Origin of the sequence: Enterococcus sp. HMSC078F03, assembly GCF_001811595.1 — a bacterium.
GTDB classification, from domain to species: Bacteria; Bacillota; Bacilli; order Lactobacillales; family Enterococcaceae; genus Enterococcus; species Enterococcus faecalis.
The window spans coordinates 41,870-68,633 of record NZ_KV805554.1; the positions used below are offsets into that span (position 1 = coordinate 41,870).

Annotated in this window: 20 protein-coding genes and 1 riboswitch; of the genes, 5 read left to right on the top strand and 15 right to left on the bottom strand. The window is 38.6% G+C overall.

Features of this window, described 5'->3' with window-relative positions; all coding sequences use genetic code 11:
• The first annotated feature begins 110 nt into the window (after window positions 1-110).
• From HMPREF2810_RS05075 to HMPREF2810_RS05085, 3 genes are all read left to right on the top strand, one after another.
• Complete coding sequence (locus tag HMPREF2810_RS05075) at window positions 111-311, top strand: cold-shock protein (protein WP_002357750.1); 201 nt, start codon at window positions 111-113, stop codon at window positions 309-311.
• A gap of 155 nt (window positions 312-466) precedes the next feature.
• Window positions 467-1,672, top strand: a complete 1,206-nt coding sequence (locus HMPREF2810_RS05080; protein WP_002382277.1) for a YdcF family protein — start codon at window positions 467-469, stop codon at window positions 1,670-1,672.
• A gap of 16 nt (window positions 1,673-1,688) precedes the next feature.
• The gene (locus tag HMPREF2810_RS05085) at window positions 1,689-2,741 is read left to right on the top strand and encodes an AI-2E family transporter (RefSeq protein ID WP_002357754.1); all 1,053 of its coding nucleotides are present in this window, start codon (window positions 1,689-1,691) and stop codon (window positions 2,739-2,741) included.
• A 19-nt stretch (window positions 2,742-2,760) separates the two neighbouring features.
• On the opposite strand, the gene HMPREF2810_RS15280 is transcribed toward HMPREF2810_RS05085, so the two are convergent.
• A complete protein-coding gene (locus HMPREF2810_RS15280; RefSeq protein ID WP_010715151.1) occupies window positions 2,761-5,172 on the bottom strand; it encodes a hydroxymethylglutaryl-CoA reductase, degradative in 2,412 nt (803 codons plus the stop codon).
• Between the two features lie 185 nt (window positions 5,173-5,357).
• Between HMPREF2810_RS15280 and HMPREF2810_RS05100 the strand changes: the two genes are divergently transcribed.
• Window positions 5,358-6,509: a hydroxymethylglutaryl-CoA synthase gene (locus HMPREF2810_RS05100; protein ID WP_002357756.1), complete on the top strand. Its 1,152-nt coding sequence runs from the start codon at window positions 5,358-5,360 to the stop codon at window positions 6,507-6,509.
• A 72-nt stretch (window positions 6,510-6,581) separates the two neighbouring features.
• Here the strand turns inward: HMPREF2810_RS05100 and HMPREF2810_RS05105 are convergent, their stop codons facing one another.
• The 5 genes from HMPREF2810_RS05105 to HMPREF2810_RS05125 form a co-directional block, all read right to left on the bottom strand.
• Entirely contained in the window at window positions 6,582-7,364 is a 783-nt protein-coding gene (locus HMPREF2810_RS05105; protein ID WP_025192215.1) for a peptidylprolyl isomerase PrsA family protein, read from the bottom strand.
• A gap of 123 nt (window positions 7,365-7,487) precedes the next feature.
• A complete protein-coding gene (gene dhaL, locus HMPREF2810_RS05110) occupies window positions 7,488-8,090 on the bottom strand; it encodes a dihydroxyacetone kinase subunit DhaL (protein WP_010715149.1) in 603 nt (200 codons plus the stop codon).
• A gap of 12 nt (window positions 8,091-8,102) precedes the next feature.
• Window positions 8,103-9,086 carry a dihydroxyacetone kinase subunit DhaK gene (gene dhaK / locus HMPREF2810_RS05115; RefSeq protein WP_002366604.1) on the bottom strand — a complete coding sequence of 328 codons (984 nt, stop codon included), beginning with the start codon at window positions 9,084-9,086 and terminating at the stop codon, window positions 8,103-8,105.
• On the bottom strand, window positions 9,087-9,485 hold the full coding sequence (dhaM, locus tag HMPREF2810_RS05120) for a dihydroxyacetone kinase phosphoryl donor subunit DhaM (protein WP_002357762.1): 399 nt from the start codon (window positions 9,483-9,485) through the stop codon (window positions 9,087-9,089).
• Between the two features lie 12 nt (window positions 9,486-9,497).
• Complete coding sequence (locus tag HMPREF2810_RS05125; RefSeq protein ID WP_070635591.1) at window positions 9,498-10,637, bottom strand: glycerol dehydrogenase; 1,140 nt, start codon at window positions 10,635-10,637, stop codon at window positions 9,498-9,500.
• Window positions 10,638-10,797: 160 nt separating this feature from the next.
• On the opposite strand from HMPREF2810_RS05125, the gene HMPREF2810_RS05130 reads away from it, so the two are divergent.
• Window positions 10,798-11,784, top strand: coding sequence for a PocR ligand-binding domain-containing protein (locus HMPREF2810_RS05130; protein WP_010715147.1), 987 nt, complete (start codon window positions 10,798-10,800; stop codon window positions 11,782-11,784).
• A gap of 112 nt (window positions 11,785-11,896) precedes the next feature.
• Here HMPREF2810_RS05130 and lpdA read toward each other — a convergent pair whose 3' ends face one another.
• The 9 genes from lpdA to HMPREF2810_RS05175 all read right to left on the bottom strand — a co-directional run bounded on the left by lpdA (window position 11,897) and on the right by HMPREF2810_RS05175 (window position 26,636).
• On the bottom strand, window positions 11,897-13,303 hold the full coding sequence (lpdA, locus tag HMPREF2810_RS05135) for a dihydrolipoyl dehydrogenase (RefSeq protein ID WP_010715146.1): 1,407 nt from the start codon (window positions 13,301-13,303) through the stop codon (window positions 11,897-11,899).
• A gap of 7 nt (window positions 13,304-13,310) precedes the next feature.
• Window positions 13,311-14,930, bottom strand: coding sequence for a dihydrolipoyllysine-residue acetyltransferase (locus tag HMPREF2810_RS05140; RefSeq protein WP_002357766.1), 1,620 nt, complete (start codon window positions 14,928-14,930; stop codon window positions 13,311-13,313).
• A gap of 142 nt (window positions 14,931-15,072) precedes the next feature.
• Window positions 15,073-16,050 carry an alpha-ketoacid dehydrogenase subunit beta gene (locus HMPREF2810_RS05145; protein ID WP_002357767.1) on the bottom strand — a complete coding sequence of 326 codons (978 nt, stop codon included), beginning with the start codon at window positions 16,048-16,050 and terminating at the stop codon, window positions 15,073-15,075.
• A 2-nt stretch (window positions 16,051-16,052) separates the two neighbouring features.
• Window positions 16,053-17,168 carry a pyruvate dehydrogenase (acetyl-transferring) E1 component subunit alpha gene (pdhA, locus tag HMPREF2810_RS05150; protein WP_002357768.1) on the bottom strand — a complete coding sequence of 372 codons (1,116 nt, stop codon included), beginning with the start codon at window positions 17,166-17,168 and terminating at the stop codon, window positions 16,053-16,055.
• Window positions 17,169-17,766: 598 nt separating this feature from the next.
• Window positions 17,767-20,379 carry a magnesium-translocating P-type ATPase gene (gene mgtA / locus HMPREF2810_RS05155; protein ID WP_002388982.1) on the bottom strand — a complete coding sequence of 871 codons (2,613 nt, stop codon included), beginning with the start codon at window positions 20,377-20,379 and terminating at the stop codon, window positions 17,767-17,769.
• A 223-nt stretch (window positions 20,380-20,602) separates the two neighbouring features.
• Window positions 20,603-20,770, bottom strand: a riboswitch (M-box (ykoK) riboswitch).
• A gap of 81 nt (window positions 20,771-20,851) precedes the next feature.
• Window positions 20,852-21,433 (bottom strand): TMEM175 family protein, encoded by a 582-nt coding sequence (locus HMPREF2810_RS05160; RefSeq protein WP_010715145.1) that lies wholly within the window; start codon window positions 21,431-21,433, stop codon window positions 20,852-20,854.
• Between the two features lie 168 nt (window positions 21,434-21,601).
• Window positions 21,602-23,215 (bottom strand): glycoside hydrolase family 13 protein, encoded by a 1,614-nt coding sequence (locus tag HMPREF2810_RS05165; protein ID WP_010715144.1) that lies wholly within the window; start codon window positions 23,213-23,215, stop codon window positions 21,602-21,604.
• 1 nt (window position 23,216) lies between these two features.
• Window positions 23,217-24,842, bottom strand: a complete 1,626-nt coding sequence (locus tag HMPREF2810_RS05170; protein WP_010715143.1) for a glycoside hydrolase family 13 protein — start codon at window positions 24,840-24,842, stop codon at window positions 23,217-23,219.
• 27 nt (window positions 24,843-24,869) lie between these two features.
• On the bottom strand, window positions 24,870-26,636 hold the full coding sequence (locus tag HMPREF2810_RS05175; protein ID WP_010715142.1) for a glycoside hydrolase family 13 protein: 1,767 nt from the start codon (window positions 26,634-26,636) through the stop codon (window positions 24,870-24,872).
• Window positions 26,637-26,764: the final 128 nt, after the last annotated feature.

Consider the following 26,764-nt stretch of genomic DNA (forward strand, 5'->3'; position numbering starts at 1 on the left):
GTTCGGTAATATGGGTAGCTGTTTCAAATAAACATCTTCCACATTTTTCACCTTTCAAGTAATTGCAAAATATGAATGTGTTATAACACACATCTAGGAGGATATTTATTATGGAAACAGGTACAGTAAAATGGTTTAACTCAGACAAAGGCTTTGGCTTCATCACTGCAGAAAACGGAAACGATGTATTCGTACATTTCTCAGCTATCCAAGGTGACGGCTTCAAAACTTTAGAAGAAGGTCAAGCAGTAACTTTCGAAATCGAAGAAGGTCAACGTGGCCCTCAAGCAACTAACGTTACTAAAGCTTAATTAAACAATACTGACTCAAAAACCTGACGTTAATCGTCAGGTTTTTTTTATAAAAAAAAGAACAAGAAAACTTTCTGAAACTAAGTGCTTCCTCTATTTTTTTTGAAGAGTTTTCGTTATACTGAAGAGGAAAAATGTTTTAAAGGAGTTTATTTATGCAATTTTATGGTGATTTAACCTTTTTAGGTGTTTATTTATTGGGTCTCTTTTTCATTCCCTCGTGGCGGAAAAAGAAAAAAGAACACGATTGGTTGCCGTGGATGTTTGGCTGGACCGTCTTTATGTTCTTCTCATATGTTTTATATTTAGAAATCATTCGTGGCACAGCCTTCTTTTTAATTCCCATTGCTTTTTTTGGCTTGTTTGCGCTCTTCTACTTCAAAGAAAAAAGGCGTTTACTGAATGGAACATTATTTAATATTTTTCTTGTGGTTCTAGCGACTTATTTAGGGATTACTGCGATTCGTACAAACAACTACTTTCTAATCACCTTAGCAATTATTGCCCTGCTGGCAATTTTTATCGCTTTGGCTTTAGGACTCTATGCCTTAATTATTTTCCTCTATTGGAATGCGGTCGTTGTTATGAGAAAAGAAGGTCGGTCTCTAGGGAACTTGTTAACGTTGTTGCTGGCAATTGGCTTAACATTACTATTAATTTATAATTTCTTTTTTCAATCGTTGTTACCAACGTGGCTCTCCTTACCATTAACTATTGCGCCATTTATTTTGACTTATTTCGCATTTGTTTTTTATAATTTTTTAACTGTTTCTACGTTGTATCAATTTAATCAGCCAAAATATACACAGGATTATATTGTTGTGTTAGGTTCGGGGTTAATCAATGGTGAGATTGTGCCGCCATTATTGCAAGCCCGCATCAACAAAGCCATTCAATTTTACAAGGCTCAAAATCGCGCAACGTTAAATCCGCCAAAAATCGTCATGTCTGGTGGCCAAGGTCCCGATGAATTACTTCCTGAAAGTGTCGCGATGAAAATGTATGCTTTAACACAAGGTATTCCTGATGATGATATTTTAGTAGAAGCTCATTCAAAAAACACACTAGAAAATATGCGTTTTTCCAAAGAAACAATGATTGAGGATTTTGGAAATGCTAATTTCCAAGCCATTTTTACTACAAACAATTATCACCTTTTCCGAGCGGGTCTTTTCGCTCGAATGGCTGGCTTAAAAGCTGATGGCATTGGTGCAAAAACCGCTTTTTATTTTTTACCTAATGCGTTTATTCGAGAGTTCATCGCCATTGTAGTGATGTACAAACGCCGCCATATTATTGTTTGCGGCCTAGCTGCCATCGGTATGGTTATGTTATTCTTAACAGGATTGATTATTCAGTAAAGAAGGAGTTTCCCCTATGAGTTTGTATCAAAAATTTATTCAAAATGAACGTTTGCGACGTTTTTGCGTCCTTGCTTTGATTATTTTTGTGCTTTATTTATCCAGAAGTATGATTACAACAATTCTTTTAACATTTATCTTTACCTATTTAGCTGTTCGTTTGGTCCATTTTGTTCAACGCTATATGAAAATCCCGACGATTGTCATCGTTCTCTTAACCTATGCATTGGTTGTTTTTCTAATCTATTTAGCGATTACTAAATATGTTCCCGTTCTAGTTAACCAAACGACTCAAATGATTAATTCTGTAGTTGATTTTTATCAAAGTCCACATACAGATACAAATCAAGTATTGCAATTTATTGATCAATACTTGGAAAAATCTAACTTACTCTCTCAACTCCAGAATGGCGCTTCAATGATTTTACGCTACATTCAAGATATTGGCGCTGTCGGCTTATCATTTGTCATGTCCTTTATTTTAAGTTTCTTCTTTATGATTGAGAAGAAGCAAATGGCTGATTTTTCTAAGTTATTTTTAAAAAGTGATTTTGATTGGTTTTTTCAGGATATCTATTATTTTGCCAACAAGTTCGTCAACACATTTGGTGTCGTAATGGAAGCTCAGTTTTTCATTGCTGTGGTGAATACAGTCATTACTACCTTGGCCTTGGCGATAATCGGCTTTACTCAGTTACCTAGTTTAGCCATTATGATCTTCATTTTGAGCTTAGTCCCAGTTGCTGGTGTGATTATTTCCTGCATTCCGCTAAGTTTCATCGCTTATTCCCAAGGTGGCTTGAACGATGTGATTTATATCTTAGCTTTAATTACAATCGTCCATTTATTTGAATCTTACGTGCTAAATCCTAAATTCATGTCTAGTAAAACAGAGTTACCAATCTTTTATACGTTTGTCATTTTATTAGTTAGTGAGCGTCTCTTTGGTGTATGGGGACTTATTGTAGGAATCCCTGTGTTCACTTTCTTCTTAGATGTCTTAAAAGTAAAACCAATTCGTGGCCTGAAACGGCTACCTAATGTGAAAAAAAATAGTTCAGCAGAATAATTTCTGCTGAACTATTTTTTTATTGTTTTCTTAAATCATTTAAAATAGCCAAGGCTCGGTCTTGGTTCATCGTTTTTTGACGTTTTAATTGTTGAGCGACTGCCTCAACTTCTTTACCAGTAGCTCCGACCGTCATCGCTAAAGAACGTGCTTGTAGAGCCATGTGTCCTTTTTGAATTCCTTCAGAGACTAAGGCCCGTAACGCCGCTAAATTTTGTGCCAAACCAACAGCCGCTACTACTCGACTTAGTTCTTTTGCATCCGTCACTGCTAACAAATCAGCGGCTGCTTGAGATTTAGGTAAGACTTTTGTGGCACCGCCAACCGTGGCTAAAGCAAGCGGAACTGAAATTTCACCAATTAGTTGTTCGCCATCCAGCGTCCAACTAGTCAAGCCTTGGTAGCGACCTTCCTTCACCGCAAAAGCATGACAAGAAGCGCTAACAGCGCGTGTATCATTTCCTGTAGCTAAAACTACAGCTTCAATGCCATTCATGATTCCTTTGTTATGCGTGACTGCCCGATAAGGATCTAATGAAGCATAGCGTGAAGCTAAAACAATTTTTTCAGCAATTTCCCGGCCATTGCTCCCCTTACTTAAACGTGAAACTGGAATAGCCGTTTTCATCGTAACAACCGACTCCGTGGCATAATTACTTAAAATACTGAATAAAATCTTTTGCTCCGCAAACCATTCACGGAACAACTCGGCCACACCTTCCAACATAGCGTTAACGATATTTGCCCCCATTGCATCCTTAACATCTACTAAAAAGTCGACAGATACAAACGATTCATCAAAAGCACGATATTGCAAATCTCTTAAGCCGCCGCCGCGTTTAACGATAGATGGATAACTTAACTCTGCTTGTTGAAAAATTTCCGCTTCTCTTACTTGTAGTTTATCAATCAACGACTCGGGGTCTGCAACATCGTAAAAAACGATTTGTCCACGCATTAAGCGTTGTTGACTCACTGTTTTAAATCCTTGTGCTATTTTTGCACCATTACTCAAAGCCGCAATCACTGAGGGCTCTTCTGTCGCCATTGGTACCAAATAATCAGTTTCGTCCACTGTTAAATGTAAGCCAACGCCCATCGGCACTTCTGTTTCACTGATTTGATTTTCAATCATATGATTGGCAATCTGCGAAGATAAAGCCGTATTTTCAAATTCTTTTTTTGTATCAGCAGAAATCCGGCCTTCATTAAGAAGAGAAGCTAGGCGTTCCTCAGGACTCATTTGATAAAATCGGCTGTTTTTTTTTTGCTGAGGTCTCTCTAGTAGCATAGCGAGTCCTAAGCCACCGCCGATACATAAAGAAGCCACGCCATATTTCTTTTCTTTTTGATTTAATTGATAACTTAAACTCGTTAATAAACGAGCACCTGTGGCACCAATCGCATGACCTAATGAAATACCACCACCATAAATGTTAACCTTTTCCTCTGGTAAAGCCAGTTCTCTTTGGACCACGATTGAAGTTGCTGCAAATGCTTCGTTGATTTCATACAGATCAATTTCTTCCGTAGTAAGTTGATTCCGTACTAACAGTTTTTGAATGGCTTTAATCGGCGAAATTCCCATATAGGCTGGATCAATACCGACTTCCACACTGTCTCGAATAATAGCTAAATAAGGAAGACCGTTTGCTTCGGCATATTCTTGTGAAGCAATAATCAAAGCAGAAGCCCCATCATTAATGGTTGATGCATTCCCTGCTGTCACAGTACCGTCTTCTTTAAAAACAGTTTTAAGCGTTCCTAGCTTCTCAACGCTCGAATTAGGGCGAATCCCTTCATCTTTCTCCACAAGCGTTCCTGACACTTCTAAGGGGGCTATTTCGTCAGCGAATATCCCTTCTGCTTGTGCTTGAGCTGCTTTTAATTGTGAATGTACAGAAAATTGATCTTGCTCTTCTCTGGTTACATGATACTTTTCGGCCACATTTTCAGCAGTTAAACCCATTGCTTGACCACTAAAGGCATCCGTTAACCCATCGTACATCATACTAGAAAAAGGCGCATCGTAGCTTTCTGTTTCGTAATTAAATCGTTGTAATTTAGGTGCTTGGGACATATTCTCAATCCCGCCAGCAATTAAAACTTCCGCTTCCCCTAATTGAATCAATTGTTTCGCCAAAATAACGGCCTTCATTCCTGATCCGCAGACCTCATTAACCGTCATTGCGGGAATTTCATGAGACAAACCGCTGTTTATTGCTATTTGTCGTGCGGGATTTTGCCCATTTCCAGCTTGTAAAACATTTCCAAAGATTACTTGATCAATTTCTTCAGAAATAGTGGAATGTCTTTTTAAAAGTTGTGTTGTAACATGTGTTCCTAAGTCTACGGCACTTACTTGACTTAAGCTGCCTTTATATTTTCCAATTGGTGTTCGTAATGCATCAATAATAACTACTGTTTTCAACTAAATGCACCTCCATCTTGAAATATATCATAAAATCCCAGAATCACAAGTGCCAATTACTGAATGTTAACAGACTTATAAGATATTTTTTAATAATCTATGAAGTTAATACAAAAATTCCCCATTTTGGTTCATTTCGTGCTATTTTATATAATGAATCTATTTATCGTAAAGGAGTTAAAGAAATGACAATTGGGATTGATAAAATTAGTTTTTTTGTGCCCCCTTATTATATTGATATGACGGCACTGGCTGAAGCCAGAAATGTAGACCCTGGGAAATTTCATATTGGTATTGGGCAAGACCAAATGGCGGTGAACCCAATCAGCCAAGATATTGTGACATTTGCAGCCAATGCCGCAGAAGCCATCTTGACCAAAGAAGATAAAGAGGCCATTGATATGGTGATTGTCGGGACTGAGTCCAGTATCGATGAGTCAAAAGCGGCCGCAGTTGTCTTACATCGTTTAATGGGGATTCAACCTTTCGCTCGCTCTTTCGAAATCAAGGAAGCTTGTTACGGAGCAACAGCAGGCTTACAGTTAGCTAAGAATCACGTCGCCTTACATCCAGATAAAAAAGTCTTGGTTGTCGCGGCAGATATTGCAAAATATGGCTTAAATTCTGGCGGTGAGCCTACACAAGGAGCTGGGGCGGTTGCAATGTTAGTTGCTAGTGAACCGCGCATCTTGGCTTTAAAAGAGGATAATGTGATGCTGACGCAAGATATCTATGACTTTTGGCGTCCAACAGGCCATCCGTATCCTATGGTCGATGGTCCTTTGTCAAACGAAACCTACATCCAATCTTTTGCCCAAGTCTGGGATGAACATAAAAAACGGACCGGTCTTGATTTTGCAGATTATGATGCTTTAGCGTTCCATATTCCTTACACAAAAATGGGCAAAAAAGCCTTATTAGCAAAAATCTCTGACCAAACTGAAGCAGAACAGGAACGAATTTTAGCTCGTTATGAAGAAAGTATCATCTATAGTCGTCGCGTAGGAAACTTGTATACGGGTTCACTTTATCTGGGACTCATTTCCCTTTTAGAAAATGCAACGACTTTAACCGCAGGCAATCAAATTGGGTTATTCAGTTATGGTTCTGGTGCTGTCGCTGAATTTTTCACTGGTGAATTAGTAGCTGGTTATCAAAATCATTTACAAAAAGAAACTCATTTAGCACTGCTGGATAATCGGACAGAACTTTCTATCGCTGAATATGAAGCCATGTTTGCAGAAACTTTAGACACAGACATTGATCAAACGTTAGAAGATGAATTAAAATATAGTATTTCTGCTATTAATAATACCGTTCGTTCTTATCGAAACTAAGTATTTAAATCCCCCGATTCAATCAACAAAAGAGCTAGACATTCAAGCAAAAACTTGAATGTCTAGCTCTTTTTATGAAAGCCAAACTTCTTTGACCCCGTCTGTCACGGCGATACCATCTGTCAAAGCTAAACGTTGTGAATAAGAAACGTAGCCATAATAAACATCAACACCGCCGCCATTGTTCCAAGTAACAGTGATTTTAACATTTGGAGTAATCGATTTTGTAGCTGGTTGGATCGTCGGGCGATAATTAGTCGTATCATAACTTAAAATAGTGCCCGAAGCTCCACTTATTTCGGCTTTTCCTGTGTAAATTTCGCCATTCGTATTCGTCTGCGTGACCGCTCCATTCGCTTCAATGATTAAACCCGCTTGCTTTTGATCTCCTCGTGGATAATAAAAAAGATACGTGGTTGCCCATTTAGCAAATTCATCTGGAATTGGTTTAAGTGATTCCGTTGGTGCCGGACTCGACTTCGTTTGCTTTTCAACCGCGACTTCTTCTTGTCTTTTTAAGCCTTCATTATTTTGATTATTTAGTTTCTCAACCGTTTCTTTAACGATTGAATAATGAGGTTTCCCTAAATCGCTAACAGGAATCGTAGCTAATTTTTCTTCTGATTCTTTATATTGCCCCTCTGCCGTTAACTTTTTAGCTTCTGTAATAATGGCATCATACTTGGTTTGGTCTACGGAAGAGGATGTGCTTTGTCCCGTAGCTTCGACTTGTTTTGTGACACTGGTTTTTTCCGTGGTCACGTCTGACGAACTTCCACAAGCACTTACAAACATTGAGCTAACGATTAATAAACATCCCACAATCACATGCTTTTTCATCTTTAAATCCCCCATTTGTTTATCTTTGTTATTTTTTGTTACTTAAATTATCCCATAGATGAACAAAAGAAACCATTATTTATAAAAAAATTTAGCAAGCGCTTCAAGAGAGGCACTTGCTAAACTTTTTTCTCACTGTTATTGATTGATTACTTTGACTAGTTCTTCAAATAATAATGCACTAGATGCTGCGCCTGGATCAATATGACCAATTGCTCGTTCCCCTAAATAAGAGGCACGTCCTTTTTTCGCCACCCAATCTTTTGTTGCTTCAGCAAATTGTTCAATTTTTTCTTCATTAAATTGTTCTGTTCCAATTACTTCAGCAACAGGTGTCCAGACATCAACCATCGTTTTATCTCCTGGTTCAGCTTTGCCACGCATCTGAATCCCAGCTAGACCTTGCTGAACAATTTCTTTTAATTGCTCTGGCGAACTGATGATTTCCAAATCTTTTGTCGCTTTAGTCATATTCATAAACGCAGTACCATATAAAGGACCAGAAGCTCCGCCAACTTTTGAAATCAAAGCCATGGATAGGACTTTAAATGTCTCCGTGATTGTGGTTGGTACTTTTTTGTCAAACGCAATTTTGTATTCAGCCATACCACGAGCCATGTTGTTACCGTGATCCCCATCACCAATCGGCGTGTCTAATTCACTTAAATAGTCTTTTTTTTCTTCAATAACTTTTGAATAGTTGTCTAACCATGTTTGAATGTCTTTTACTGTTAATTCCATCTTTTATCACCCTTACCAAGAAATTGTTGTTACATTGCTTTCTAGCGCTGTTTGCCAGTCTTTTGTCGCCAAGTCAATCATCGTTAAAGATAATCCTTGCATGTCAATAGACGTCATATAGTTACCCACTTTATGGAAGGTCACTTGAACACCTTTATCTTCTAATAATGTTAGCACGTCGTTCATAAATACAAATTGTTCCATTAATGGCGTGCCGCCCATGCCATTGACAAGTATACCAACTGTTTGTGGTTGTTGTTCATAGCTACTTAATGTTTTTTCAACTAATTCTTTCGCTAACTCTTTCGATGGTTGGATTTTTTCACGACGATAGCCTGGTTCTCCGTGAATCCCTACGCCAAATTCAATTTCATCTTCTGGTAAAGTAAAACCTGGTTTGCCAACTTCAGGCACAGTGGCTGCTTTTAAAGCCACTCCAATTGTTTTCGTGGCTGCTACAATCTTTTCTCCTAAAGAAACGAGCTCTTCTAAAGAAGCACCTTGGCGGGCATGATGTCCTAAAATCTTATGGACAAGAACAGTCCCGGCAACGCCTCGTTTTCCAGCGGTATAGGTGCTATCTTCGACTGCAATATCGTCATCGACAACGACCATTTCTACATGAATGTCTTCCATATCAGCCATATCTTTGGCCATTTCAAAGTTCAAAATATCGCCTGTATAATTTTTTACGATTAACAGAACACCGGCCCCTTGGTCTGCCGCTTGGATTCCTGTTAAAATTTGATCTGGTGTTGGTGAAGTAAAGACATCACCTAAAACTGCGGCATTTAACATTCCATCACCAACAAACCCAGCATGTGCAGGCTCATGACCACTTCCGCCACCAGATACTAACCCAACTTGTTTGTTTGAGTCGTTGCGAGCAATCACGCGAGAATCTTCGACTTGATGAACAAGGTTTCCATAGCTTTTCACAATTCCTTGGAGCATTTCTTCGACAATTTTACCAGGTTCATTAATAATTTTTTTCATTTAGTTCCACCCTTTCTTACCAGCATTTTGAGCTTCTGCTAAAATTTGCGTCAAATCATCTGAGACACCTGCAGTAATTGCTGCCGCAAAGGCACCTTCAACCAATGGTGCATCGACTAAATGATAATGTTTCTGTTGGTCTTCTTCTAGCATATCAAAAGCTAATTCTGAACTTAAAACGGCACTGCCTAAATCGGCAAAAATTAAAAATTCTCGGTCAGAGTCCGCTTCGTTAATCGTGTCAATGATTTTCATTGGATCTGAACCTAATGAACCATCTGATGTGCCACCAAGTGAATGAATCGTAATTTCTTCACTGGCATTCATCTGTTCAATCATCTCTTTAATACCATCTGTAATCATTTTGCTATGTGAAACGAGTAAAATATCTGCTTTCATGTGGACACTTCCTTAATCTAATTTATGTTTTGTTTTATATTCTTGTCCGACTTTATCTGCAACAATGATTGCATTCGCTACTTCTTCAACGACAATTGGGAATGGCATTGAATGAATTGATTCTTCTGGAATGCAAGCAATTTTGGCTACTTCCAACGCTTCTTCATAAGTGATTTCATCGACACCAATGTCTGAAAGCGTTAATGGTAAACCTACAGAAGCGCTAAAGTCTAAAACAGCTTCTAATTCGTCTTTTGCTGCATCTTCTAATACAAGTTGTGCAATCGTTGCAAAGGCTACTTTTTCACCATGTAAATAACTGTGCGCACCAGGTAAGACTGTCATACCGTTATGAATCGCATGCGCTGCAGCTAAACCGCCACTTTCAAAACCTAAGCCTGAAAGTAAGATATTTGTTTCAATGATCTTATTCAATGATTCAGTAACCACATTTGCATCACAAGCTAATTTCGCTTTTAACCCATCTTCCTGTAGGTTTTCCCAGCAAAGTTTTGCCATAGCCAAAGCTGCATATGTGCCGCTAGCAGCAGGCGTTAAGCCTTCTCTTGAACCCATTGGCAAACTAGCATTAACCCGAGAATATGAATTGTGTGTTGCGCGTGCTTCAAAATATGTGGATAAGGCATCCCCCATTCCAGCAACTAAAAATCTAGTTGGCGCTTTGGCAACCACTTTTGTATCAACCATCACGACGCTTGGACTTTGTTTAAAGTAAACATAATCATCAAATGAGCCATCTTCATGATATAGTACAGCTGAATGCGAAGTTGGTGCATCTTGAGCCGCAATCGTTGGTACAATAATTAAGTTTTCACCTTCTGCTACGACTTTTGAAGCATCGATTGCTTTACCGCCACCTAAACCAATGATACAGTCTGCTTGTTCTTTTTGTCCAACGTTTTGCAAGCGCTTTGTTTCTTCACGCGTTACTTCTCCACTAAAGCCACCCTCTACGAAGGTAATGTCAAACTTTTTCGCTGTTTCTTCCAATTGTGGGCGTACACGATCAACGTCAGCAGGATTTGCAATTAGTAACGCTTTTTTTCCAAAAGTTGAAACGAAGTAACCTAAGTTTAGTAATTCATCTTCCCCTTGAACATATTTCGTTGGTAAAATCAATGCTTTTCTCATGTTGATAGCCTCCTATATTTTGTTTACATACATAGTATAAAACGCTTTCATCCAAAAAGCATTGAACTTTTGGTATCGTTTTCTTGCAAAAAATGATAGAATTATTTTGTGAAATAATAAAATATTATGATTTTTAAACTTTAGATTGAAGGATTGCCTTATGACTGTAGAATTAAAAAATATTTTAGATTTAGAAAAGTGGGAAAAATTGCAAGAATCATTGGCCTTAAGCACTCGCTTAGCCATTATTTTAGTCGATTATAAAGGTCGACCTGTGACGAAACATAGTCAAGTTCAACCCTTTTGCCAACTGGTACGCCACTCCCCTGAGCTCTCGAAACTTTGTGAAAAATGTGATGCTCGTGGTGGCTTGGAAGCTGTTCGCACTGGTCAGCCTTTTATCTACCGTTGTCACTTTAACATCGTTGATATGGCCATCCCCATTATTGTTGATAACCAGTATGTAGGAGCCATTATGGCTGGTGAAGTTTTGCTCGAAGATCACCAAGAAGAGTTAGAACAGGTTTTAACCATGAATGATGCCTTCATTCAAGAATTTTTAGTAACACACCAAGAGCTGTATCAACAATACCCTGTTTTAGAACTAGCAGACTTAGAAAAGAGCGCGACATTAATCGCTGATCTAAGCCAATATATTATTTCTGAAGCCATCAAAAAAGATTATTTAATCAATACGTACAAACAATCCTTACAGATTAGTTCGCGAAAAGAAGAGCTGGAGCCATTGAATATGATCCAAAAAGATATTCAACAAACTTTATTAACTGCTCAATTAACTCCTTCAAGTGCCTATCAAACTAAAAATAAGCAATTACAACCGGTTTTAGATGCCCTTTGGGAAAACCAATCGCTGCGTTTAAATTTACAAGAACTGGCAGATCTTGTTCATTTGACACCGACGTATTTAAGTCGTTTATTAAAAGAGGAGTTTGGTATTCCCTTTAGTCAATTTTATCGACAATTAAAAATCACATGGGCTAAACAACTTCTTTTGGAGACAGATAAAACAATTGCCCAAATCAGTGAAGATTTAGGGTTTGTTGAAGATAGCTATTTTGTCCGTATCTTTAAACAAGAAACGGGTGAAACACCCCTTAAATACCGTAAAAGAAAGAACAGAGCATAAAAAAACAACGACTTTTAGGAGTCGTTGTTTTTTTACACCTTTTGCTCTTGATGTGGCTAATGCAACAAGTGCAAAAGACGCATTATATCTGTCGTGCGACAAAGTGATACTATTAAATATGAATTGGTAAACCTAAAGCCAATTCAGCTGTATCCATAGTAATTTCGCCCAATGATGGGTGTGGGTGGATTGTTAAAGCAATGTCTTCTGCATTCATGCCAGACTCAATAGCTAAAGCTAATTCAGAAATCATGTCACTTGCACCGACACCGGCAATTTGTGCACCGATGATGACATTGTCTTCTACAGTTGTAACTAAACGCATAAATCCTTCAGTTTTATCTAAAGAGATTGCACGGCCGTTACCAGCAAATGGGAATTTGTAACCTTTTGCTTCGATTCCCGCTTCTTTTGCTTCTGCAACAGTCATACCAACGCTTGCCAATTCTGGATCAGTAAAGGCAACAGCTGGCATTGCTTTGTAATCAACTGCAACTTTCTTACCAGCAATTGCTTCAGCAGCAATTTTTGCTTCGTAGCTTGCTTTATGCGCTAACGCAGCACCTGGTACGATGTCGCCGATTGCGAAGATGTTTTTCACGTTAGTACGTCCTTGGTTATCAACTGGGATTAAACCACGTTCGCCAATTTCAACGCCCGCTTGTTCTAAGCCTAAGTCGTCTGTGTTTGGACGACGTCCAACAGTAACCATTACGTAATCTGCTTCAACACTTTCTTCTTTTCCGTTAACTTCATATTTAACAGTGACGCTATCGCCATTGTCAACAGCTTCTTTAGCCATTGCAGAAGTCACGATTGTTACGTTTTTCTTCTTGAAGTCGTCTGTGACAACTTTAACCATATCTTTTTCATAAGTTGGTAAAATTGATGGGCTACCTTCTAAAATTGTTACTTCTGAACCTAAGTTAGCATAAGCGCCACCTAATTCAGCACCGATGACACCGCCACCGATAATAACGAATTTTTTAGGAACTTCTTTTAAATTTAAACCGCCTGTAGAATCTAACACGCGTCCGCCAAATTTGAATCCTGGGATTTCAATTGGACGAGAACCTGTTGCTACAATAGCATTATTGAATGAGTAAGTTTGTGCTGAGTCTGGGTGAATAACACGCAATGTATTTTCGTCAACGAAGAATGCTTCGCCTTCAATAATTTCTACTTTGTGTTTTTTCAATAACATGCCAACGCCGCCTGTTAATGATTTAACAACTGTGTTATCTTTCCAGTCTTGTGTTTTTGCAAAGTCTAATTCGACTCCTTTAGCTGTTACACCAAAAGTTGAAGAATCTTGTGCTTCTTGGTAATGATGTCCAGCAGCAATTAAAGCTTTTGAAGGAATACATCCAACGTTTAAACAAACGCCTCCGATGTATTCACGTTCGATAATCGCAACTTTTTGACCCATTTCTGCGGCACGAATTGCAGCAACGTATCCTCCAGGTCCAGCTCCGATTACGACTGTATCTAGTTCAATGGCGAAATCTCCTACTACCATTTGTTAATCATCCTTCCATTAATAGTAATTCTGGATCAGCTAATAAGCGTTTAATGTTGTTCATTGCTTTTTGAGCAGTTGCGCCGTCAACGATACGGTGGTCAAAGCTTAATGATAATTTCATCATGCGTCCCACAACGATTTCGCCGTCTGCATTAACAACTGGTTCTTGTGCAATTGTACCAACGCCTAAAATAGCAACTTCAGGGTAGTTGATTACTGGTGTAAACCAGCCGCCACCGACTGAACCAATGTTACTAATTGTGATTGTACCATCACGCATATCTTGTGCAGTTAATTTACCTTCGATAGCCAATGCTGCTTTTTCGTTGATTTCATCAGCGATAGCAAACATGCTCTTCGTATTAGCATTTTTAACATTTGGTACATATAAGCCATGATCTGTATCAGTAGCGATACCAATGTTAAAGTAATTTTTGTAAACAATTTCTTGTGCTGCGTCATCAATTGATGCATTCAAGATTGGGAATTTTTGAACAGTTGAAGTCAATGCTTTTACAACGTATGGTAAGAATGTTAATTTTGTACCATTTGCAGCAGCAACATCTTTAAATTTCTTACGGTGATCCCATAATTTAGAAACTTCTACTTCATCATGTAATGTTACGTGAGGAGCAGTGTGTTTGCTGTTAACCATTGCTTTAGCAATTGCTTTACGTGTTGGTGTCATTTTTTCACGTGTTTCCATTTCGCCTAAATCAGAAGTAAAGGCTTTTGGCGCTGCTTTAGGTGCAGCGGCTTCCGCTTTAGGTGCTGCTTCTGTTGCAGCAGCTTCAGTAGCTGGTGCTGCTTGAGAACCACCAGAGACAAAGGCATCAATATCCGCTTTAATGACACGGCCACCTTTACCAGTTGCAGTTACTTGTGTAATATCAACGTCTTTTTCACGCGCATACTGACGAACAGATGGCATTGCTAAAACGCGTTTGTTTGGATCAGCGGCTGCAACTACGCCTGTTGAAGCGGCTGGAGCTGATGCTTCCGCTTTAGGAGCGTCAGTAGCTGGTGCTGCGGCTGCCGGTGCTGCTGAATTATGACCAGGTGCGTCAATTTCAACTAACACGTCACCCACATTGGCAACTGTTCCTTCTGGTACAACGATATTTTTTACAGTACCTGTTACTGGTGATGGAATTTCTTCTACTGATTTGTCATTTTGTACTTCTAATAATGAATCATCTTCATTAATTGTGTCGCCAGCTTTAACGAACCATTTAACGATTTCGCCTTCGGCAATTCCTTCACCGATATCTGGTAATTTGAATTGGAAAAATCCGCCAGCTGCTTCGGTTGTTGGTACAGCAGCAGGTTGTGCTGGTGTTTGTTCTTGTGCAGGGGCTGCTGGTGCTGCATCGTTATCTTCGTGACCAGGTGCGTCGATTTCGATTAACACGTCACCAACGTTTGCAACTGTTCCTTCTGGTACAACGATATTTTTTACAGTACCTGTTACTGGTGATGGAATTTCTTCCACTGATTTGTCATTTTGTACTTCTAATAACGTATCGTCTTCGTTGATTGTATCGCCAGGTTTTACAAACCATTTAACGATTTCGCCTTCGGCAATCCCTTCACCGATATCCGGTAATTTAAACTGATAAGCCATTTTTTAAGTCTTCCCTTCTTCGTTGGATCTGTCTATTTTCTTAGGAGCAAAACGCGGGGAAACGACTATAGTAGCTGAACATTTCATGCCTATAGCCGTATTCCACCTGTTTAATTCTTCGTTTATCTACTTCGAATAACTATTAAAATTCGACGATTTCTCTAGCTTTTGCTTCGATATCTTTCGCATTTGGTAACCAGATATTTTCTGCTTGTCCGAATGGGAAGATTGTATCTGGAGCAGATACACGTCCGATTGGTGCTTCTAATGATAATACGGCACGTTCAGAAATTTCAGAAACAACCATAGCGCCAACGCCAGCTTGTTTTTGTGCTTCTTGAACGACAACCACACGGCCAGTTTTTTCAACAGAGTTAATAATTGTTTCCACATCTAAAGGAGCCACTGTACGTAAGTCAATGATTTCTGCTGAAATATTGTCTTTCGCTAAGCTATCAGCTGCTTTAATCGCTTCACGAACCATAGCGCCGTAAGTGATGATTGATACGTCTGTTCCTTCACGAGTTACAGCCGCTTTATCTAAAGGCACTTCATAAGCTTCGTCTGGCACTTCCTCACGGAATGAACGGTATAATTTCATGTGCTCTAAGTAGACAACTGGATCGTTGCTGCGAATAGATGAAATTAATAGTCCTTTTGCATCGTAAGGGTTTGATGGAATAACAACACGAACACCTGGTGATTGTGCGATTAATCCTTCTAAGTTATCTGAGTGAAGTTCTGGTGTATGAACACCACCACCAAATGGGGCACGAACAGTAATTGGCATATTACGAGTTCCACCCATACGGTAACGCGTACGAGCCATTTGACCAACGATTTCGTCAAATACTTCAAAAACGAAACCAAAGAATTGGATTTCAGGAACCGGACGGTAACCTTGCAAGGCAAGACCGAAAGCCAATCCACCGATACCAGATTCAGCTAAAGGTGTATCGAAGACGCGGTCTTCACCAAATTTTTCTTGTAAACCTTCAGTTGCACGGAAAACCCCACCGTTGTTACCAACGTCTTCACCGAAGATTAAGACATTTTCGTCTTTCTCTAATTCAAGAGCTAAGGCATCTGTAATTGCTTGGATCATAGTTTTTTGTGCCATTTTTATTTCGACTCCTTCGCTTCATAAAATGCAATTTGTTCTTTAATTGTTTGAGGTTGAACTTCAAACATATTTTTCAAGAAATCAGAAACTTTTTGTTTTGGCGCTTTATCCGCTTCTGCAATCGCTACTTTGATTTCTTCTTTTGTTTTTTCAATAATTTCTTCTTCTTTTGCTTCAGACCATAAGCCTTTATCTGTTAGATATTTACGGAAACGAGTCAATGGATCTTTTTGTACCCATTCGTCATCCATTTCTTTTGAACGGTAACGTGTTGGATCGTCTCCAGATAAAGTATGTGGACCATAACGATAGGTTAATGTTTCAATTAAAACTGGACCGTTTCCTGCAGCTGACCAATCGCGTGCTTCTTTTGCAATTGCGTAAACTGCTAATGGATCCATACCATCAACTTGAATACCAGGAATTCCTGCTGCAACAGCTTTTTGAGCTAAAGTTTTAGCCGCTGTTTGTTTTTCACGAGGTGTAGAAATCGCAAAACCATTGTTTTGGATAATGAAGACACCGTTTGCTTGGTAAGCACCAGCAAAGTTAATTGCTTCATAGAAGTCCCCTTGTGAAGAACCGCCGTCACCAGTATAAGTGAAGACAACATTTTCTTTTCCACGTTTTTTCAATCCTAAAGCAACACCAGCTGCTTGGATGTATTGAGCACCAATGATAATTTGTGGTGGTAATGCATTTAAATCTTCCGCGTAGTAGTTCCCTGCTACGTGACCACGAGACCATAAGAAAGCTTCTCTTAATGGTAAACCATGTTGTACTAATTGAGGTACATCACGGTAACCTGGTAATAAGTAGTCTTCTTTTTCCATTGCAAATTGACTTGCCAATTGGCTTGCTTCTTGTCCAGCTGTTGGCGCGAAGAATCCTAAGCGTCCTTGACGGTTTAATGCAGTAGAACGTTGGTCTAACACACGAGACCAAACCATGCGTGTCATTAATTCAACTAATTCCTCATCCGATAAATCAGGTACTAAATCTTCATTCACAATTTTTCCATCTTGATCCAAGATTTGGAAAGTTGGGAAATCAGCGTCGACTTTAGCCATTAGCTCTTTAAAGTCAATAGGTTTTTGTTTCTTAGCCTTTGCCATTTTGTCACACAATCCTCTCTATTACGTTTCTTTAATTTCGACAAAAGTAAAACAGAGTGCGAAACTGTATTACTTTTTATCGACTACACTTAACAAATTATCACTAAATTCGAAAAAGCGCAAGAAAAAAACTCTAATTTCTTCATTTTTTCACAAAAGAGCAAAACCGCATGTTTTTGCGGTTTAGTGATAATTTTCACAAACAAGAAAACGGTTTCTGTTCCACACTTCTTCTGTACTATTTTCCCCCTAACTGTTATATTCTATTTTGAAAATATTATATAACAGTTCTATTAATTCGACCCCCCCCATCCCCGAGCTGGCTAGTAATCTGATTTCCGAACTTTGCTTTTTCATGAAAATTATCTTGAAAAAACCAAAAAATAAAAACCGTCAGCCGAGTAACCTACTCAGCATGCGGTTTTTTATTTTTTAGAGAACAAAGTTTTTTTCGTTAATTTTTATTTTTTTTGGCTCGTTTTTTTGCCAAATACTTTACCTTAGGTTTTATCACGAACATTCATTGCTTAAAATCACCAAATTTTCGCAAAACGAGTAATACAGCTTAGCAAATTCTTTTCTCTTTCAGTAGATTTTACTAAATCCATTCCTTGGTAATTTTAATATATAAACGTTTAGCTACTTCAACAGTTAACATGTACGCAATGATGATTCCAAAGAACCATGGCCAGTAGTTAGCCGGAAGTTTCACAAAGTCAAAAACCTCTCTTATGGGCGTTGCTACAATCAAGAAACCGAGTAAGATTGCACCTAAACTACTTAGCATCACAGGCATTGACGCACGACTTTGAATAAATGGTATTTTCCGCGTCCGGACCATATGAACAACTAACGTTTGACTAACAAGTCCCACCATAAACCAACCTGTTTGGAATAAATGTTGAGTGGCCAAACTATTGGCGCTAAACACAAACCACATGACAAGATACGTTAGAATATCGAAAATACTACTTACCGGGCCAATACATACCGTAAATTTCGCTAGTCCGTTCGTTTCCCACCGAACAGGGCTTAATAACTCTTCTTCATCAACATTATCCCAAGGAATTGTCAACTGAGCCACATCATAAATCAAATTTTGAATCAAGAGTTGTAAGGAAAGCATTGGTAGAAATGGTAAAAAGGCACTGGCTACTAAAATTGAAAAGACATTCCCAAAATTAGAACTGATAGTAATTTTAATATATTTCATCATATTGCTAAATACTTTTCGTCCTTCAATCACACCAGATTCCAGTACATTTAAGCTTTTTTCCAGTAAAATAATCGAACTAGCATCTTTAGTAATATCAGCTGCAGTATCTACTGAAATGCCCACATCAGCTTTTCGTAATGCTGGTGCATCGTTAATCCCATCCCCCATAAAACCAACCGTATGACCTTTTGCTTGTAGCAATTCAATAATTTTAGATTTTTGCATTGGATTTAATTTGGCAAATAAATTAGTTTCTTCTACTTGCGCCCGCAACTCTTCATCTGTCATTGCTTCAATTTGAGAACCTAATAACACATGGGAAACTTCAATGCCTACATCTTTACAGACTTTTTTGGCGACAATGTCATTATCGCCCGTTAGCACTTTCACGTTGACACCATGTTCATGTAAGGAGCGGATAGCGCTGACAGCTGACTCTTTTGCTGGATCAAGAAAACCCATAAACCCAATCAATGTCATCTCTTTTTCATCTTCAACTGAATAAACTGCTTCTTTATGGACATCTTTTTTTACAGCTACCGCTAACACACGCATCCCTTGTTTGTTCATTTGAACATTCACTCGGCGTAGTTCTTCTCGTACAGCAGTGCTTAATGGTACAATTTCGCCATTAATTTGCGCATGCGTACACACTTCTTCCATTTCTTCCACGGCGCCTTTCGTAATCATCAGTTGATGATCATCTGCATTCACGACAACCGTTAAGCGGCGTCTGGAAAAATCAAAAGGAATTTCATCAATTTTAGTGACATTTTTAAACGGCGTTTTCCATTGATGCTCTTCATAAAAATTAATAACGGCAATATCCATTAAATTTTTCCAACCTGTTTGATAAGAAGAATTTAAGTAGGCTAAATTTAGAACCTCGTCACTCAAATCACCTAATGGATTCAAATGTTGAACCAAAACTACACGATCTTCGGTAATCGTTCCAGTCTTATCTGTACAGAGCACATCCATACCACCCAAATTTTGGATAGCCGCTAATTCTTTAACAATGACTTTATGTTTCGATAAGGATAATGCACCCTTGGCTAAGTTACTCGTAACAATCATTGGCAACATTTCTGGTGTCAAACCAACTGCAACGGCAATCGCGAAGAAAAATGCTTCGCCCCAAGCACCTTTAGTTAAACCATTAATCAAGAAAACGATTGGAAACAAAATCATTACCATTCGTAATAAAAACTTACTGACTTTTGCTAAGCCCAAGTCAAAACTAGTTTTTCCTCGTTGCGTCGTAGCATTTTTAGCAATATCACCAAAAAATGTATGTTGCCCAGTTTTTAAAATAATCGCTTTTCCTTGTCCACTCAAGACATCTGTGCCCATAAACACTAGGTCTTGCATATCTAATGCAGAAACCTCTGTTTGTTGACGATCCACACCTGCATCCACAAATTTTTCGACAGGCATGGATTCGCCTGTTAGCGACGATTGATTAACGAATAAATCTTTGGTCCAAATCAACACGGCATCTGCAGGAATCATGTCTCCTGTAGCTAAAGTTACAATGTCTCCTGGAACAATTTCATCCATTGGAATTTCTTTCGTAATCCCTTCCCGTGTCACTGCAGCGGTGTTTTCAATTAATTCTTTTAAATCCAAACTCGCTTTTTGCGAACGATATTCTTGTATAAAAGCAATCAAGACACTGGCTAAAATCATCACGCCCATCACGATAGCGGCTTCGAAATCTTTCGTTAAAGTTGAAACGACCATCAATAAGGCTAAGACATAGACAAATGGATCTTTGAATGCACTTAAAAATAAAATAATTGCTGGGGTTGGCTTTTGTGCAGAAACTTCGTTTGGTCCAAATTCCTCTAATCTTTTTTCGGCATCTTCATTCGAGAGTCCTTTTTCAGATGTCCGTAATTCCATCATTAATTCCCGTTCAGAAAGCAACGCCAATTTACGTAATTCTTGATCTTTGGTTGCTTTTCTCATATCCATTGTTTTTTTGTTCATCATTTTCTTTTCCTCCAAGGTTGTGGTCACCTGCCGAAAAGAGTACTAAAATCTTCTCCTTTCGTTGGTGACTGTATTTTGTTTCTCTGTTCACTTCCAGGGTCTTCCATGACAGTCATCCTTTCTTTTTCTTATTTATACTTCCAGTGAATAATTGCTTTTTTGCCAAACACACAAAAAAGGACCTACTCAACAATAGAGTACGTCCCAAAATACCATCTTTAAATAAGATTCTCTATCGTTGAGCTTTAGCACTATAGGGCGTAGATAACATGTATCAGCTACATTATGAATAACCTTCACGATTATTCCTGTTCAACCAACTAAGGGTCTCTCGATCCTTTCGCGGCAGCAGCATTTGTCCAAATAGGAGCCTCACCTAACAATTATTCAGTTTTTATCCACTTCTTATAATAGAGGAGTTTGACATTCTTGTCAAAAGATTTATGACTTTTTTGTTATAAATAAAAAATAACTACTTTAAAGTTTCCTTTATTTCTGCTTTTCGCTCAGGAATAAACCACATGACTAAAACAATCGTATCAATAATCAGGACAGCGATTGGCGCTACCATTTTACCCACAATCAACGCAATAATATTCAACACAATCGAAAGCGTTAATTTTGGATAGTGGCCAAACAAACGTTGTACTTCGGATTTGGGCCCATTTGCCTGAATCAATGCCCGCACCACTAGATAATAAGCAACATCAGCTCCTAATACTACTAAGCCATACAAAGCTTGTGGCGGCCAAGAAAACGGATGTTCACCTACCCAACCAGTAACAAACGGGAAAAACGTCAACGTCAAAATTAAAAAATTATTCATCCAAAGGACACGTCCATCAATTTTACGGACGCTTTGAAATAAATGATGATGATTGTTCCAATAAATCAATAAAGTAACAAAACTAATTAAATAAATAATGATTTTGTGTCCAGATTGGGTCAGAGCAGACCAATCTGCTTTTTCAGGAATTTTTAATTCTAAAATTAATAACGTTAAAATAATCGCAATGACTGCATCTGTAAATGCTTCTACACGTGTTTTCGGCATCATTTCTCCTACTTTCATAAAATTAAATAACTTACCCAAAGTAAGTATAACGCATTTCTGTAAAAATTCAATTATTTATGAAGTCTCTCGGTTGTTGAAGTTCCTAAAAACGAGTGCAAGAGTCCTACTTAAAAGTAAGCCTCTTACACTCGTTATAGAACAAATCAGTTATTGGAAGATTCCTGCCTGATAAGGTGCTAACTGCATTCGTTTCTCCACTGTAAAATCTTGATTCCCTAACAATTGTTGCCACTTTCTGCCTAGTAATTTATTTGGCAAGTCAAATTGGCATTTTTCTCCACTTAAATTGACAATCACTAACGCTGTTGCCTCAGTTGTTTTTCTTAAAAAAGCAAAAACAGACGGATGATTGGGCGCTAATAGTTCAAACTGTCCATCTGTAAAGACTGAATTTTCTTTCCGCAGCGCAATTAACTTTTTATAATAATTCAACACGGATTGTGCATCCGTTTCTTGGTCAGCCACATTTATTTCTTTGAAATTGGGATGAATTGCTAACCACGGATGCCCCGAGGTGAATGAACTTGCCTCTTGACTCGTCCACTGCATAGGCGTACGCGAATGGTCCCGCGTCCAATGCGCCACTTCTTTTAATGCTTGTTTCGCATCGTAGCCACTTTCTATAAGCAAACGATAATGGTTATGAGAATCTTTAGCATCTAACTCGTCAATCTGTTGAAACGGATAATTAACCATGCCGATTTCCTGTCCTTGATAAATAAACGGCGTTCCTCGCAAGAGCAAGGCGATTGTTCCAATCGCCTTAGCAGAATGAGAGGTTTCATTGCCTAAAATTGAATTGATTCTGGGATTATCATGATTTTCTACATATAATGCATTCCAGCCTTCTGTCCCTAAATGCTTTTGCCAGCGAGCCATTACTTTTTTATAGCCTAAAATGTTTAACCGTTCTTCTCCTGGCTTTCCTTCTCGAACATTGTGCTCTAATTCAAAAATCATATTCAGATAGCCCGCATCATTGGTCCATTCCACCGCTTTTTTACTTGAAACGCCACTAGCTTCCCCCACTGTCATGATGTCATACTCAGCAAAAATAGCTTTCAAATCCAGCATATAGTCTTCAATGCCTTTTACATTCATAAATGGAGCCCATGGATTCGTGGTAATTTTAAAATCCCAAGGTTCTTTTTGGATATGACTAATCGCATCCAATCGGAAACCATCAATTCCCAAATCTAACCACCAGCGAATCATCGCATAAATCTCTTCACGAACTTTAGGATTTTTCCAGTTCAAATCAGGTTGCTCTTTTGCAAACACATGAAAATATGCTTGCTTTGTACCCTCGTCATACGTCCAAGTCGAGCCACCAAAAAAACTTTGCCATTCATTCGGCATACGATCTGGTGTCGCATCGGCCCATAAATAATACTCACGATACGGATTATCTAAACTTTTTTTCGCTTCAACAAACCACGGATGTTGATCACTTGTATGATTGACTACCAGATCAAGAATAATCTTCAAATCTAATTGATGCGCTTGATCCAAAAGTTCTTGAAAATCTTCCATCGTACCAAATTCTGGATGAATCCCTTGATAATCCGCAATATCATAACCATTGTCAACGTTTGGCGAAGTGTAAATCGGATTTAACCATAAAAAATCGACCCCTAGTTCTTTTAAATACGGTAATTGCTCAGTAATTCCCCGCAAATCACCAATGCCATCCCCGTTGCTATCTTTAAAACTCCGAGGATAAATTTGATAACCGACAGCATTTTTCCACCATTGTTCCATCTTATTGACTCACTTTCACAACAAATGCTTGCCAAGGCGCTAACGAATAGTCTGCTAAAGCAGTGACATCTGTCGGCATATTTTCAATCATTACTTGTTCTACATGAACGTCTGCAGAAAATGGCTGAACTTTGTCAGAAAAGTTCGTTACAACAAGCCAGCGTTCCTCACCATAGGTACGATAAAAACTGATCACTTCCTCCACTGTTTCTAGCAATTCAAAGTTGCCCCAAACAATTAAAGGATGTTCTTTTCTCAAACGAATCATTTCTTGGTACGTATAGAATAGTGAATTTTTATCTGCCAAAGCAGCAGCGACGTTAATCGTTTGATAATTAGAATTAACATCAATCCAAGGTGTACCAGTCGTAAAGCCCGCATTTTTTTCAGCGGTCCACTGCATAGGCCGGCGTGCATTGTCGCGACCTTTAGTATTAATTTTCAGCAAAATTTCTTCTTTAGAATATCCTTTTTCCAAATACTCATGGTACATGTTAATTGTTTCGATATCCCGTGCTTCACGAATATCTGTAATCGGCGTATTGGTCATACCAATTTCTTCCCCTTGATAAATATAAGGTGTGCCTTTCATCATGTGCAGTAAAATAGCGAATAACTTACTACTTTCCAACCAATGTTCCTGATCATTTCCCCAACGTGAAATCATTCTCGGTAAATCATGGTTATTCCAAAATAAAGAATTCCAGCCATCATTTCCTAATTCTGTTTGCCATTTTGCAAAAACCTGTTTCAACTTGGCAACTTCCATTGGCTGAAGGTCCCATTTTTCTTTACCTGGTTGTTGATCCAAGCTCATATGTTCAAACTGAAAAATCATAGATAATTCATGACGCTCTGGACTAGAGTACATTTTTGCAATTTCAGGTGTGGCCCCCCATGTTTCACCTACAGTTAACAGCTCTTTGCCTCCAAATGTCGCGGCGTTCATTTCTTGTAAATAACGATGTAAATGAGGCCCATTCGCGGTGATCTCTTCTCCTGGAATTTTACCCACTAAGTCAATTACATCTAAACGGAAACCCCCAATTCCTTTATCAATCCAAAAATTCATCATCTCGTAAACCGACTGACGCATTTGTTGGTTTTCCCAATTTAAATCTGGTTGTTTTTTACTAAACAAATGCAAATAGTATTGCCCACTCGCTTCATCAAACGTCCACGCCGAACCCGAAAAGGCAGATTTCAATCGGTTAGGCACACCGCCATCTGAAGCAGGATCAGCCCATACATAATAGTCTCGGTAGGGGTTCTCCTTGCTTTTTTTCGCTTCAATAAACCAACGATGTTCATCTGACGTATGGTTAACAACTAAATCCATAATAATTTCAATCTTTCGCTTTTTCGCTTCCTCAATTAGACGATCCATATCCGCCATCGTCCCAAACTCTGTCATAATCGCTTCATAATCAGAAATGTCATAACCATTGTCATCATTGGGTGATTGATAAACTGGTGATAACCAAATAGCCCCAATGCCTAACGTTTCCAAATAATCCAATTTTTCAATAATTCCTGGTAAATCTCCAATGCCATCTCCATTGCTATCCTTAAAACTGCGAGGATAAATCTGATAAACCACGACTTCTTGCCACCAATGTTTTTCCATTCTTCTTCACATTCCTTTGCTTAATTATTATGCTTGATATAAAAGAAAACCTTTTGGTAAAACCATTATCTGTTCTGAAGCAATTTCGATAGAAGAACTTAGCAAAACTTCTCGATCAGTTCTATCAACAAATTGTGTCTCTTGGCCAGTATTAAAAATCCCATAGATCGTTTGTTCCTCCAAACGACAAGCGAGTCTAATCAACCCCGTTTCAAAAGAAGTTCCTGCCCAATCGATTGTTCCACCAGAAAAAACAGCCGCATACTTTTTGCGAAGGGCAATCAATGATTTTACAAATTCCTTCAAATCCAAATCTTGCTGATTTTCCTCCCAAACCATACAACGACGACAATCAGGATCCATATCACCTGTCATACCAATTTCATCACCATAGTAAAGACAAGGGACACCTGGTTGAATATACGTAAACGCTAATACTTGGCGCATCAACTCTTTATCCTCTTTCGTTTCATGCAATAAGCGTGGTGTATCGTGGGAATCTAAAACATTAAACTGCATTTGATTCGTTTGTTGGCGATAGAGCATTAACTGGTTGTTCATTTCAGAAAGCATCTTTTCCAAGGACAGTTCTTGCTTGACAAAGTAGCCCATAATCGCATCTGTGTATGCATAATTCATCACTGCATGAAATTCGTCTCCTTGGAGCCAGCTTTGCGACGAGTGCCAAATTTCTCCTAAAATATAAAAATCTTCTTTTGCGTCATCACATGTTTGCCGGAATTTTTTCCAGAACGCATGATCCACTTCGTTTGCCACATCTAAACGCCAGGCGTCAATATCATATTCCTCAATCCAATAACGAGCAATTTCTAAAAGATAGGCTTGCACTTCTGGATTTGCTGTATTTAATTTAGGCATATGCGGAGTGAATGCAAAAGTATCATAGGTAATGTTGCTTGCTTCTTCAAAATCAGCACTTTCTTCATAGCTAGCTGGAAACTCATTTACGTGGAACCAATCGGCATAAATTGAGTCCTGGCCATTTTTTAACACATCTTGCCATTGAGGCGAAGTGTCCCCCATATGGTTAAAAACGGCGTCCAACATAATCTTGATGCCCCGTCGATGACACTCTTCGACTAAACGCTTAAAGGTAGCGCCATCACCAAAAGCTGGGTCAATTTTTAAATAATCAATCGTATCATATTTGTGATTAGAAAACGCTTCAAAAATCGGGCAAAAATATAAGCCATTAACACCTAAATCTTCAATGTAATCAAGATGATCTAGCACCCCTTGCAAATCCCCACCAAAAAAATCTTGTCGATCTGGTCTTTTAGATCCCCACGGCAACGTCCCTTCAGGATCATTGGCGGGATCACCATTTGCAAAACGCTCTGGAAATATTTGATACCAAACCGTTTCTTTTACCCATTCAGGTGCTTTAAAACGATCGATTTCATGAAAATACGGCATCCGAAAATAATTATTCGCCATCGCTAAATACTTTTCTTCTAAAGGATAAATGCCGTGTTCGCCATAAAACGCCGTCAAGCCATCCGTCCCTACTAAAGTAAAAGCATATGAAAGGCGTTTAAATTTTGCACTTAATGCAATAAACCAGTAATCATATAACTCCGTAGATACTAACTTCTCCATGGTTAACGACTGTTGGTACCACTTTTCTTTTCCTAAAAGATAAGGATCTCCTTGCATTAATTGGACAGAGGCAATGTCGCCTTTTGCCGTACGCAAACGAATATGCATGGTTTCTTCTGTATAAAGATAAGCAAATTCACTTTCTGGACGATGGTAGATTGCAGCAGTGTTCATTTAATTCTCTCCTTTAATTGTCGCTTTTCGTGTATTTTCTAATACTCGAACACATTTTAGCGCAAACGATTGCATTTGTATACCCTTTTTTATTTTTTTATTTAAAATGCTTAATTAGTGGTATACAC

Bases quoted from the DNA above. Each gene is read 5' to 3' on its own strand.
- HMPREF2810_RS05145 (WP_002357767.1), bottom strand. From the start codon at position 16,050: ATGGCACAAAAAACTATGATCCAAGCAATTACAGATGCCTTAGCTCTT.
- HMPREF2810_RS05100 (WP_002357756.1), top strand. From the start codon at position 5,358: ATGACAATTGGGATTGATAAAATTAGTTTTTTTGTGCCCCCTTATTAT.
- HMPREF2810_RS05125 (WP_070635591.1), bottom strand. From the start codon at position 10,637: ATGAGAAAAGCATTGATTTTACCAACGAAATATGTTCAAGGGGAAGAT.
- dhaL (WP_010715149.1), bottom strand. From the start codon at position 8,090: ATGGAATTAACAGTAAAAGACATTCAAACATGGTTAGACAACTATTCA.
- HMPREF2810_RS05165 (WP_010715144.1), bottom strand. From the start codon at position 23,215: ATGGAACAATGGTGGAAAAATGCTGTCGGTTATCAAATTTATCCTCGG.
- HMPREF2810_RS05160 (WP_010715145.1), bottom strand. From the start codon at position 21,433: ATGCCGAAAACACGTGTAGAAGCATTTACAGATGCAGTCATTGCGATT.
- HMPREF2810_RS05175 (WP_010715142.1), bottom strand. From the start codon at position 26,636: ATGAACACTGCTGCAATCTACCATCGTCCAGAAAGTGAATTTGCTTAT.
- HMPREF2810_RS05140 (WP_002357766.1), bottom strand. From the start codon at position 14,930: ATGGCTTATCAGTTTAAATTACCGGATATCGGTGAAGGGATTGCCGAA.
- dhaM (WP_002357762.1), bottom strand. From the start codon at position 9,485: ATGAAAGCAGATATTTTACTCGTTTCACATAGCAAAATGATTACAGAT.
- HMPREF2810_RS05105 (WP_025192215.1), bottom strand. From the start codon at position 7,364: ATGGGGGATTTAAAGATGAAAAAGCATGTGATTGTGGGATGTTTATTA.
- pdhA (WP_002357768.1), bottom strand. From the start codon at position 17,168: ATGGCAAAGGCTAAGAAACAAAAACCTATTGACTTTAAAGAGCTAATG.
- HMPREF2810_RS05085 (WP_002357754.1), top strand. From the start codon at position 1,689: ATGAGTTTGTATCAAAAATTTATTCAAAATGAACGTTTGCGACGTTTT.
- HMPREF2810_RS05170 (WP_010715143.1), bottom strand. From the start codon at position 24,842: ATGGAAAAACATTGGTGGCAAGAAGTCGTGGTTTATCAGATTTATCCT.
- HMPREF2810_RS05080 (WP_002382277.1), top strand. From the start codon at position 467: ATGCAATTTTATGGTGATTTAACCTTTTTAGGTGTTTATTTATTGGGT.
- dhaK (WP_002366604.1), bottom strand. From the start codon at position 9,086: ATGAAAAAAATTATTAATGAACCTGGTAAAATTGTCGAAGAAATGCTC.
- lpdA (WP_010715146.1), bottom strand. From the start codon at position 13,303: ATGGTAGTAGGAGATTTCGCCATTGAACTAGATACAGTCGTAATCGGA.
- HMPREF2810_RS05075 (WP_002357750.1), top strand. From the start codon at position 111: ATGGAAACAGGTACAGTAAAATGGTTTAACTCAGACAAAGGCTTTGGC.
- HMPREF2810_RS05130 (WP_010715147.1), top strand. From the start codon at position 10,798: ATGACTGTAGAATTAAAAAATATTTTAGATTTAGAAAAGTGGGAAAAA.
- mgtA (WP_002388982.1), bottom strand. From the start codon at position 20,379: ATGATGAACAAAAAAACAATGGATATGAGAAAAGCAACCAAAGATCAA.